The organism is Streptomyces longispororuber (genome assembly GCF_014656095.1).
Classification (GTDB): Bacteria; Actinomycetota; Actinomycetes; order Streptomycetales; family Streptomycetaceae; genus Streptomyces; species Streptomyces longispororuber.
Map to the genome: position 1 here is coordinate 1 of NZ_BNBT01000213.1, position 10,511 is coordinate 10,511.

10 protein-coding genes are annotated in these 10,511 nt (G+C 75.8%); 7 read left to right on the plus strand and 3 right to left on the minus strand.

What is annotated here, in order from left to right:
- The coding region (locus IE330_RS35765) for a CoA transferase (RefSeq protein WP_190140349.1) at positions 1 to 973 on the plus strand (973 nt) is incomplete at its 5' end.
- Between the two features lie 191 nt (positions 974 to 1,164).
- Entirely contained in the window at positions 1,165 to 2,169 is a 1,005-nt protein-coding gene (locus IE330_RS35770; protein ID WP_190140358.1) for a CopD family protein, read from the plus strand.
- Here IE330_RS35770 and IE330_RS35775 read toward each other — a convergent pair.
- The 3 genes from IE330_RS35775 to IE330_RS35785 form a co-directional block, all read right to left on the minus strand.
- Positions 2,138 to 2,842 carry a lysoplasmalogenase gene (locus tag IE330_RS35775; RefSeq protein ID WP_190140350.1) on the minus strand — a complete coding sequence of 235 codons (705 nt, stop codon included), beginning with the start codon at positions 2,840 to 2,842 and terminating at the stop codon, positions 2,138 to 2,140. The two genes, IE330_RS35770 and IE330_RS35775, sit on opposite strands and share 32 nt — an antisense overlap.
- On the minus strand, positions 2,839 to 3,828 hold the full coding sequence (locus IE330_RS35780) for a sterol desaturase family protein (protein WP_190140351.1): 990 nt from the start codon (positions 3,826 to 3,828) through the stop codon (positions 2,839 to 2,841). The genes IE330_RS35775 and IE330_RS35780 overlap by 4 nt, the downstream gene beginning before the upstream one ends.
- Positions 3,829 to 3,930: 102 nt before the next feature.
- Positions 3,931 to 4,602, minus strand: coding sequence for a VIT1/CCC1 transporter family protein (locus IE330_RS35785; RefSeq protein WP_373314816.1), 672 nt, complete (start codon positions 4,600 to 4,602; stop codon positions 3,931 to 3,933).
- A 408-nt stretch (positions 4,603 to 5,010) separates the two neighbouring features.
- On the opposite strand from IE330_RS35785, the gene IE330_RS35790 reads away from it, so the two are divergent.
- From IE330_RS35790 to IE330_RS35810, 5 genes are all read left to right on the plus strand, one after another.
- On the plus strand, positions 5,011 to 6,009 hold the full coding sequence (locus tag IE330_RS35790; RefSeq protein WP_190140353.1) for a DEDDh family exonuclease: 999 nt from the start codon (positions 5,011 to 5,013) through the stop codon (positions 6,007 to 6,009).
- 155 nt (positions 6,010 to 6,164) lie between these two features.
- The gene (locus IE330_RS35795; protein ID WP_190140354.1) at positions 6,165 to 6,398 is read left to right on the plus strand and encodes a metallothionein; all 234 of its coding nucleotides are present in this window, start codon (positions 6,165 to 6,167) and stop codon (positions 6,396 to 6,398) included.
- 361 nt (positions 6,399 to 6,759) lie between these two features.
- On the plus strand, positions 6,760 to 7,554 hold the full coding sequence (locus tag IE330_RS35800) for an SURF1 family cytochrome oxidase biogenesis protein (protein ID WP_190140355.1): 795 nt from the start codon (positions 6,760 to 6,762) through the stop codon (positions 7,552 to 7,554).
- An 80-nt stretch (positions 7,555 to 7,634) separates the two neighbouring features.
- A complete protein-coding gene (locus IE330_RS35805) occupies positions 7,635 to 9,428 on the plus strand; it encodes a glycoside hydrolase family 15 protein (RefSeq protein ID WP_190140356.1) in 1,794 nt (597 codons plus the stop codon).
- Between the two features lie 4 nt (positions 9,429 to 9,432).
- Positions 9,433 to 10,188, plus strand: a complete 756-nt coding sequence (locus tag IE330_RS35810; protein WP_190140357.1) for an SDR family oxidoreductase — start codon at positions 9,433 to 9,435, stop codon at positions 10,186 to 10,188.
- The last annotated feature ends 323 nt before the right edge of the window (positions 10,189 to 10,511 follow it).

Below are 10,511 nucleotides of genomic sequence, written 5' to 3' on the forward strand. Positions count from 1 at the left end.
CGCGGTGGCGGGCCTGCCGCTGGTGGCGCGCGAACGCCTCGGCGGCGGCGCGCCGCGCCCGCTGCCGCCACTCGGCGACGGCCCGCTCCTGCCCGCGTCGGGGCTGCGCGTGCTCGACCTCACCCGGGTCGTCGCGGGCCCGGTCGCGACCCGTACGCTCGCGCTGCTCGGCGCGGACGTGCTGCGCCTCGACCCGCCCGGCTGCCCGGAACTGCCCGACCAGCACGCGGACACGGGCTTCGGCAAGCGCTCCGCGACCCTGGACCTCGCCACCCGCGCCGGCCTGCGGACCCTCGGCGAGCTGCTCGCCGGGGCCGACGTGGTCGTCACCGGCTACCGGCCGGGCGCCCTGGACCGGTTCGGCCTCTCGCCCGAGGCGCTGGCCGAGCGGCGCCCCGGCCTGGTGGTGGCGCAGCTCTCGGCGTGGGGCACCACCGGCCCCTGGGCGCACCGGCGCGGGTTCGACAGCCTGGTGCAGGCCGCGACGGGCATCGCCGTGGCCGAGGGCTCGCCGGAGCGGCCCGGGGCGCTGCCCGCGCAGGCCCTGGACCACGGCACCGGCTATCTGCTGGCGGCAGCGGTGCTGCGCGCCCTCACCGAGCAGCGCACGGACGGGGCGGGCGGCACGCGGGTGGCGCGGCTCGCGCTGGCGCGCACTGCGGCGTGGCTGACGGCCGGACGGCCCCCCGTCACCGAACCGCCCACCACCGGGCCGGGCGCCACCGAACCGCCCGCCACCGAATCGGGCGCCCCGGCCGCGGCATCCCGCAGCGGCGGTCCGGCCGACGCGCTCGCCGCGGACGTCTCCGCCGACACGGCCGTACCGTACGACCCCACTCCCTGGCTCGCCCGTACGGACAGCCCGCTGGGGCAACTGCGGCACGCGCTGCCGCCGGTGTCCTTCGCCGGCGGCCCGGTGAACTGGGCCCGTCCGCCGGGCCCTTGGGGCGCGGACGCGCCCGGGTGGCGGTGACCGGGCGGGACGGCGCACGGCCAAGCCTGTGCCCCGAGTTGCCCGCATGTGCGGTGACTGGTGAAGATTTTTCCGTGACCGTACGACCGCCTGCGGGGACAGGATCCGCCGTCGACACGGGATCCGCCGTCGGCACGGGACCCGCCGTCGGCACGGGGTCCGCCGTGCGGGCGCCGGGTGCGGCGGACGCCCTGGCGGTTTCGCGGCCGGGGGCCCGGGTCGCGCGCCGTTGCCCGCCGGGCCGCGCCGTCGCCGTCCTCGTCCTCGGGGTGGTCGCCGCGGTGGTGCCGCTGTTCGGCCCGGCGGCCGCGCTGGAGGGCACCGGCGAGGCCGCGCCGCCCGGCGCGCCGGGTGTCGCGCTGCTGCGGACGGTCCTGTTCGCCGCGGTGTCCGTGCACCTGGGTGAGGTGTTCGTACGCCGTGTCGCGCGCGGCGTGCCCGGGGCCCCCAGGGGAGCGGTGCCGCCCGCGTGGGGCCCGTGGGCGGCGGTCGCGGGCTTCGTGGCCGCGCTGCCGCTCGCCGCGGCGGTGGCCGTGACGGCCCTGCTGCCCCGGCAGGCGTACAACCTGGACCTCGGCGGTCTGTACGCCTCCCGCGAGGGCCTGCTCACGCTCCTGGAGGTCGACGCGTTCGCCGCGGCCGGGCTGTGCGCGCGCTCGCGCCGCCCGGACAGCGCGGTCCTGCCGCTGGCGGCGGTCGTGGCCGCGGAGGCGCTGCGCGCCCATCCGCCGGCGGAGGGCGCCCCGCTGCTCGGTTCGGGGCTCACCCTCGTGCATCTGACGTGTGCCGCGCTGTGGGCGGGCGGTCTGCTGTACGCGCTGCGCACGCTGTGGCGCTGGCGCGTGTCCGCCCCGGACGCGGGCGTCGCCGTCCTCGGCGGCTACGCGCGCGTGGCCGCCGTGCTGTTCGCCGCGACCGCCGTGACGGGGGCCGTTAGCACGCTGCGGCGGATGCCGCCGGGCACGGTCGCCGACCAGCTCACGGCGACCGCGTACGGCCGAGTGCTGCTGGTCAAGCTGCTGCTCGTGGCCGTGGCCGCCGGGCTCGCGCTGCTCGCGCGCCGCCGCCTGCGGCGGTCCACGGGCGGCGGGCCGCTCGCCGCGTACGTGCCCGCGCGCGGGGAGGTGTGCGTCCTGGCGGCGGCGGTCGCGGTGTCGGCGCTGCTCACCGCCGTTCCGGTGCCGCCGCCCCGGTGAGGACCCCCCGGGCCAGGAGGGCCTGCGCGGCCAGATAGGTGAGCATGATCCAGAAGTCGGGGCGGGGGGCCTGCGGCCAGTCGGCCACGTCCGTCGCGATGAGCGTGTCCGACAGGAGGAACAGCGCGCCGCCTGCGGCCGCCGCGGGCCCGAGGGCGGTGGCGCCGTAGGCCATCGCGGTGAGCAGCAGGCTGTAGCCCGCGACCGGGGCGCGCATGTCCGCCGGCAGGTCCGGCCACAGCAGGGCCACGGTGGTGACGAGGGCCGCGCCGTAGGCGGCGGCCAGGGCCGTGCCCCGCGCGCGCGGGTGGGCGCGTCCGTGGCGCCGGAAGAGGACCAGGTAGCAGACGTGGCCCACGGCGAAGGAGCCCATGCCCGCGAGGAACACGGTGTCGCCGTCGCCCAGGAGGAGCGTGTCGCCGCCCCAGCCGAACAGGAGGGCGGCGACGAGCAGGCGCGGCCCCCGCCGCAGCGCGACGTACAGGGCGAGCAGCGGCATGAGGAGGGGCTTGCAGAGGGTGTGGGCCGCCTCGGACCCGGCCGCGAGCCCCGCCAGGTCGCCCAGGGCGGCGAGGCCGAAGGCCACCAGGGCCCCGTGCGCGCGGCGGTCGGGGGGCGCGGGGTCCTGGAGGCCGGTGCGGGGCGCCCGGGTCCTGGTGGCCGGTCGGGTCATGCGGCGGGCTCCGGGGCCTTGGAGTTCGGCCCGGCCGCCGGGGGCGCCGACGCGCGGTCCGGTGGAGCCGCTGGTTCGGGGCCCGGCGGTGGCGTCGGCGCGGGTGCCGGCTCATGGTCCGGCGCGGGTGCCGGCTCGCGGTCCGGGGGTGGCGTCGGCTGCCAGCCCGGGCCGCGGAAGAGGTGGCCGGCCCGCGCGCGCCAACCGGGCGCCGCCTTCAGGTCCTTGGCGATGGCCACGTACTCGTGGGTGGCCACGCGCAAAGGGTTGTACGTGTCGATGTTCTTCGTCAGGCCGTAGACGGGGCGCTCCGTTTCGGGCACCCAGGAACGGAACAGCCGGTCCCAGACGATGAGGATGCCGCCGAAGTTGCGGTCCAGGTAGCCGCCTTGGGACGCGTGGTGCACGCGGTGGTGCGAGGGCGTGTTGAAGACGTACTCGACGGGCCGCGGCAGCGTGCCGATGCGCTCGGTGTGGATCCAGAACTGGTAGACCAGGTTGGCCGAGGAGCAGAACGCGACGGCCGCCGGGTGGACGCCGCACAGGATCATCGGCACGTAGAACGGCCACACGGTGAGCGACGTCCACGGCTGGCGCAGCGCGGTCGTCAGGTTGAACTTGCGGCTGGAGTGGTGCACCACGTGGCAGGCCCACAGGACGCGGATGACGTGGTGGCCCCGGTGCGACCAGTAGTAGAAGAAGTCCTGCGCGAGCAGCATCAGCGGGACCGTCCACCACAGCACGGGCACGCGCAGCGGCGTCAGGGAGTACAGCGCCGAGTAGACCGCGACGATCGGGATCTTCCACAGCAGGTCGAAGACGAGGCTGCCGAGCCCCATGGTGACGCTGGTGGCGGCGTCCTTGGTGTCGTACCCGGCGGCGTCCTCGTCGGGGTGGACGCGCACGCTGATCACCTCGATGACGGTGAGCAGCACGAAGGCCGGGATCGACCAGAGCACGACATCGGGCAGGTTGGGCGCGGACATGAGGGCACCGTAGGCGCGCCCCGGGCCGTTGACCAGAGGCTGTTACCGACAAGTATTACCGGCGGTACGCGCGGAGTTGTTGGTGATCTCCGCCCTTGCGCCTCAGACCCCGGCCGCCCCGAGCAGGGCTCCGGCCCCGTACGTCACGGCCATCGCCAGGGCGCCGCCGCCCACGTTCCGCAGCACCGCGGGCCGCGCGGGGGCCGCCCCCAGGCGGGCACCGGCCAGGCCCGTGACGGCCAGCGCGGCGAGGACGGAGACGACCGTGACGGGCAGGCGCCAGGGCGCGGACGGCAGGACGATCGCCAGGAGCGGGAGCAGGGCCCCGGCGGTGAAGGCGACGAAGCTCGCCCAGGCGGCGTGCCAGGGGTCGGTGAGTTCGTCGGGGTCGATGCCCAGTTGCACCCGGGCGTGCGCCCGCAGCGCGTCCCGCTCGGTGAGCTGCTCGGCCGCCTCGCGGGCCACGTCCCGGCTGAGCCCGCGGTCGGCGAGCAGGTCCGTCAGCTCGTCGAGCGCGGCCTCGGGCCGGTCGCTCAGCACGCGCTTCTCCTGGGCGAGGGCCGCCTTCTCGGAGTCGCGCTGCGTGGACACCGACACGTACTCGCCCGCCGCCATGGACAGGGACCCGGCGAGCAGGCCCGCGAGACCCGCCGTGAGGAGGGTGCCGCGGTCGCCGGTGGCCCCGGCGACGCCGACGACGAGGCCGGCGGTGGAGACCACGCCGTCGTTGGCGCCGAGCACGGCGGCCCGCAGCCAGTTGAGGCGGGTACCCAGGGCGCCGCCCTGGGCCGTCCCGCACGCGTCACGCGTGGTGTCCGTCACAGGGCGAGCATGGCACCGCGCGTCCCACCGGACACGCATCGACCCTCCGGGGGCGGGCGCGGGGGCGTGACGCCGCCCGGGAGGCTTCAGCGGCGCGCCCGGCGGCGCGTGACACCGGGCGCGCGCCCGCCCTGGCGCACGCATCCGCGCTGACGCGTCGTCAGGACGCACGTGCGCTCCGGCCGGGTCGCGGGTTCGTGAGGGCCAACGCGGACCAGTACGCGGTACACACACGCACGAAGTAGGACAAGTAAGCGCATGACGCCGGGCACAGGAGACACGGGCGGCGCGCGTGCGTGCGGGACTGCCGCGGCGGCCCAGGGGCCTGACTGTCAGTCGTGGCCCGTATCCTCATGGACCATGCTCGAAGACCGTTCGCCCGCCGCGTCCGCAGACCCCTGGCCGACCGCCTACCCGTCGGGGTACGCGGTCGTCGACGTGGAGACCACCGGCCTGTCCCGGGACGACCGGATCATCTCCGCCGCGGTCTACCGCCTCGACGCCCGCGGCGAGGTCGAGGACCACTGGTACACGCTGGTCAACCCGCAGCGCGACCCGGGCCCGGTGTGGATCCACGGTCTGACGAGCGACCAGCTCGCCGGCGCCCCGCTGTTCGCGGACATCGCCGAGGAGTTCGGGGAGCGGCTGCGCGACCGGGTGCTCGTCGCGCACAACGCGGTCTTCGACTGGTCCATGATCGCCAGGGAGTACGCGCGCGCGGAGCGCACCGCCCCGGTCCGCCAGCGGCTGTGTACCATCGCGCTCTCCAAGGAGCTCGGCCTGCCGCTGCCCAACCACAAGCTGGAGTCCCTCGCCGCGCACTTCGGCGTCGTGCAGCGCCGCGCCCACCACGCCCTGGACGACGCGCGGGTGCTCGCCGAGGCGTTCCGGCCCAGCCTGCGCGCGGCCGCCGGCGGCGGGGTGCGCCTGCCGCTCCTGGAGTGCCGCCCGCTGACCGAGTGGGCCGACGGCGCGGCCCGCATCGGCCGCCAGGCCGGCCCGTCCGTGCCCAACGGGGGTTACCGGGCGTCGGGTTGGCGCCCCTCGCGCAAGCGCCCGGCGTGCCCGTACCCGAACCCGGGACGGTACGAAGAGGGCAAACCGCTCAAGCAGGGCATGCGGGTCGCCTTCTCGGGGGACACCTCCGTGGAGCGGGAGCTGCTGGAGGACCGCGCCTTCGAGGCGGGCCTGCACATCGCGACGAGCGTGTCCCGGCTCACCAGCCTGCTCGTCACCAACGACCCGGACTCGGGCACGTCGAAGACGACGAAGGCGCGCGCGTACGGCACGCCGGTCGTCGACGAGGCCGCCTTCGGCCAGCTCCTGCAGGACGTGGCCCCGGCGGACGGCACGGCCTGAGCGACCGCGCGCGGCGGACCACCCGCGGCGAACCCGTGGCCACCGTCCTCCCCGGAGGCCGCGCCCCGGCGCCCCGGGCGTCAGACGGGTGATTGCGGGCGACTCGCCCGCCCGCCGCTCGCCCCGCACCGCCGCCGGGTCCCACCCTGTGGCGCATGGCACGTTGCGAGGTCTGCGGAAACGACTACGGCATGTCCTTCGAAGTGCACGCGCAGGGCGCGGTGCATGTCTTCGACTGCTTCGCCTGCGCCATCCACCGCATGGCGCCGATCTGCGAGCACTGCCGGTGCCGCATCATCGGACAGGGCGTCGAGGCCGAGGGGCACTGGTACTGCGGGGCGCACTGCTCACGCGCGGAGGGGCGGGTGGGCATCGTCGACAAGGTGTGACCACGAGGCGTACCGGTTCCGGCAGGCGTACACGAGAGGGTGACCGGCGGGTGCGCCCGAGCGGTGACCGGCGGGCGTGACCACGGGTGGCGGCCGACGGACACGACCACGGGACGCGACCGGCGGACGGTATCGCCGAAGTGGGACCGGCGGGCGTCACCACCGAGGCGTGACCGGCGGGCATCACCGGCCGAGGTGGGATCGGCGGGCGTCACCGGCCGAGGTGGGATCGGCGGGCGTCACCGCCGGGGTGGGACGCGCAGACGCCGCGGCGTACGGTGCGTGCCGCCGAGCGGGCGGTCGAGCCCCCGACGGGACCCTCCCGTCGGGGGCTCGGCCGCGCAGAGGTACCGTCAAGGACGTGTACCGCTTCCTTTTGTCCCGCCAGTGGGTGATCCTCACCCTCGTCGGCCTCGTCCTCATCCCCGTGATGATCGAGCTGGGCTTCTGGCAGCTACACCGGCACCAGGCGCGCGTGGAGCGCAACGAGCAGATCGAGCGGGCCGTCGAGGCGGAGCCCGTGCCCGTGGAGCGGCTCACCGCCCCCGGCCGCGAGGTGGCGGAGTCCGCCGTCTACCGCCGGGTGACGGCCGAGGGGACGTACGACACCCGGCACGAGGTCGTCGTCCGCCGCCGCACCAACTCCGACGACGAGGTCGGCTACCACGTCCTGACCCCGTTCGTCCTCACCGACGGCAAGGTGCTCCTGGTCAACCGCGGCTGGGTCCCGGCGAAGGGCCCGCAGACCGCCTTCCCGAAGATCCCCGCCCCGCCCGGGGGCGAGGTCACCGTCACCGGCCGCCTGATGGCCGACGAGACGTCGGCGGCCAGCGGCATCAAGGACGTCCGCGGCCTGCCCGACCGGCAGATCATGCTGATCAGCAGCGGCCAGCAGGCCCACGCCCTGGGCAAGCCGGTCCTCGGCGGTTACATCGAGCAGACCGCGCCCGAGCCCCGCGACGGCTCCCCCCAACTGATCTCCGAGCCCGACCACAGCAGCATCGGCGCGCACATGGCGTACGCGGTCCAGTGGTGGCTGTTCGCGGCGGGCGTGCCGGTGGGGTGGTTCGTCCTGGTACGCCGGGAGGTGCGCGACCGCCGCGAGGCGGCGGCGGCCGGGCAGCCGTCCCCCGAGACGACCCCGACCCCCGCCTGAGCCCCTCCGCACCCCGGGTGAGCCCCCGCGCCCCCGAACCCACCTGATTGGCGGCTTCCCGAACCGGGAAGCCGTCCCCCGTGCAGCGACCCATCGAGGACTACGCCCTCATCGGTGACCACCAGACCGCCGCCCTGGTGGCGCGGACCGGCTCCGTCGACTGGCTGTGTCTGCCCCGCTTCGACTCCGCGGCCTGCTTCGCCGCGCTGCTCGGCGACGAGGAGCACGGCCACTGGCGCATCGCGCCGCGCGGCGCCGACCTGTGCTCCCGCCGCGCCTACCGCCCCGACACGCTCGTCCTGGACACCGAGTGGGACACCCCGGACGGCACGGTCCGCGTCACCGACTTCATGCCGCAGCGCGACCGCGCCCCGGACCTGGTGCGCGTCGTGGAGGGCGTCACCGGCGAGGTGACCGTGCGCAGCACGCTGCGGCTGCGCTTCGACTACGGCTCGGTGGTGCCGTGGATGCGCCGCGTCGACGGCCACCGGGTGGCGGTCGCGGGCCCCGACGCGGCCTGGCTGCGGACCGAGCCGGAGGTGCGGTCCTGGGGCCACGGGCACGCCACGCACGCGGAGTTCACCGTCCGCCCGGGCGAGCGGGTCACGTTCGTCCTCACCTGGCACCCCTCGCACGAGTCGCGCCCACCGCTCCTCGACACCGACCGGGCGCTGCGCGAGAGCGTCGAGGACTGGCAGGCGTGGGCGGCCCGGTGCCGCTACCGCGGGCCCCACCGCGACGCCGTCGTACGCTCCCTGATCACCCTCAAGGCCCTCACGTACGAGCCCACCGGCGGCATCGTCGCCGCCCCCACCACGTCCCTGCCCGAGGAGCTCGGCGGCGTACGCAACTGGGACTACCGCTACTGCTGGCTGCGCGACTCCACGCTCACCCTCGGCGCGCTGCTCGCCGCCGGGTACCAGGAGGAGGCGGAGGCGTGGCGCGACTGGCTGCTGCGCGCGGTCGCGGGCGACCCGGCCGACCTGCGGATCATGTACGGCCTCGCGGGCGAGCGGCGGCTGCCCGAGCTGGAGGTCGACTGGCTGCCGGGGTACGCGAACTCCCGGCCGATGCGCATCGGCAACGCGGCCGCCGGCCAGCACCAGCTCGACGTGTACGGCGAGGTCGTCGACTCGCTCGCGCTCGCCCGCCGCTCGGGCCTGCCGACGCGCCCGCAGGGCTGGCGGATGCAGCTCGCGCTCATGGAGTTCCTGCGGAAGGTGTGGCGCGAGCCGGACGAGGGGCTGTGGGAGGTGCGCGGCCCGCGCCGCCACTTCGTGCACTCCAAGGTGCTGGCCTGGGTCGCGGCCGACCGTACGGTACGCGCCCTGGAGGAGCAGCCGGAGCTGGGCGGCGACGTGGACCGCTGGCGCAGGCTGCGCGACGACATCCACGCCGAGGTCTGCGCCCGCGGCTACGACGCGCGGCGGAACACGTTCACGCAGTCCTACGGCTCCGACGAGCTCGACGCCGCGCTGCTGCTGATACCGCGCACGGGGTTCCTGCCGGCCGACGACCCGCGCGTCCTCGGCACCATCGACGCCGTCCGCAAGGACCTCGGCACCCCCGCCGGCTTCGTCCGCCGCTACAGCACCGACGACGCCACCGTCGACGGCCTGCCCGGCCACGAGGGCGTCTTCCTCGCCTGCTCGTTCTGGCTCGCGGACGCGCTGCACCTGGCCGGCCGCACGGGCGAGGCCCGGACGCTCTTCGAGCGGCTCGTCGCGCTCTGCAACGACGTGGGGCTGCTCGCCGAGGAGTACGACGCGGCGGGCGAGCGCCAGTTGGGCAACTTCCCGCAGGCGTTCAGCCACGTGGGGCTCGTCACGACCGCCTTCTCCCTGTTCGGCGACGACCTCGGCACGGCAGGATAGGCGCATGGATCTTGGCCTGAACAACCGTGTCTACGTCGTCACCGGCGCCACCCGCGGCCTCGGCAACGCCACCGCCCGCGCCCTCGTCGCGGACGGCGCCCGCGTCGTCCTCACCGGCCGCGAGGAGAAGTCGGCCGCCGCCGCGGCCGCGGAACTCGGCCCGCTCGCGGTCGGCGTCGGCGCCGACAACGCCGACCCCGAGACCCCCGCCCGGCTGATCGCCACCGCCCGCGAGCGCTTCGGCCGCTTCGACGGCATCCTCGTCAGCGTCGGCGGCCCGCCGTTCGCCCACGCCGCCGACACCACCGACGAGCTGTGGCGGGCGTCGTTCGAGTCGGTGTTCCTCGGTGCGGTACGGCTGGCGCGGGCCGCGGCGGAGGAGCTCGACGAGGGCGGCGTCATCGGCTTCGTCCTCTCCGCATCCGTGTACGAGCCGATCTCCGGCCTGACCATCTCCAACGGCCTGCGCCCGGGCCTCGCCGGCTTCGCCAAGTCCCTGGCGAACGAGCTGGGCCCGCGCGGCGTCCGCGTCGTCGGGGTGCTGCCCGGCCGCATCGACACCGAGCGCGTGCGCGAGCTGGACGCGCTGTCCGCCGACCCCGAGGCGACCCGCCAGGCCTCGGAGTCCGGCATCCCGCTGCGGCGCTACGGCTCGCCGGAGGAGTTCGGGCGGGTGGCGGCGTTCCTGATGTCGCCTGCGGCGTCGTACATGACGGGGGTGATGGTGCCGGTGGATGGGGGGTTCCGTCACGGGTTCTAGCCCCTGGGCTTTGGGCGGGTGGCCTTTCTTTCCCACCCGCCCACCCGTGCCACCCCGGCGACCCGGCCCGGCCCCGACCTGGCGGCTTGCACCGCCGTTGTCCGGACCTTCTCCCACCCGCCCACCCGTGCCACCCCGGCGACCCGGCCCGGCCCCGACCTAGCGGCTTGCACGTCCGTTGTTCGGACCTCCTCCCACCCGCCCACCCGTGCCACCCGGCGTTCCCGCCCGGCCCCGACCTGGCGGCTTGCCCGTCCGTCGTTCGGATTTTCTCCCACCCGCCCACCCGTGTCAGGATGTTCAGCCCGTCCGGCGTTTGAGGA

What these genes read in the sequence shown, in the direction of transcription:
- IE330_RS35775 (WP_190140350.1), bottom strand. Translation starts at nt 2,842, where the DNA reads ATGACCCGACCGGCCACCAGGACCCGGGCGCCCCGCACCGGCCTCCAG.
- IE330_RS35780 (WP_190140351.1), bottom strand. Translation starts at nt 3,828, where the DNA reads ATGTCCGCGCCCAACCTGCCCGATGTCGTGCTCTGGTCGATCCCGGCC.
- IE330_RS35790 (WP_190140353.1), top strand. Translation starts at nt 5,011, where the DNA reads ATGCTCGAAGACCGTTCGCCCGCCGCGTCCGCAGACCCCTGGCCGACC.
- IE330_RS35795 (WP_190140354.1), top strand. Translation starts at nt 6,165, where the DNA reads ATGGCACGTTGCGAGGTCTGCGGAAACGACTACGGCATGTCCTTCGAA.
- IE330_RS35810 (WP_190140357.1), top strand. Translation starts at nt 9,433, where the DNA reads ATGGATCTTGGCCTGAACAACCGTGTCTACGTCGTCACCGGCGCCACC.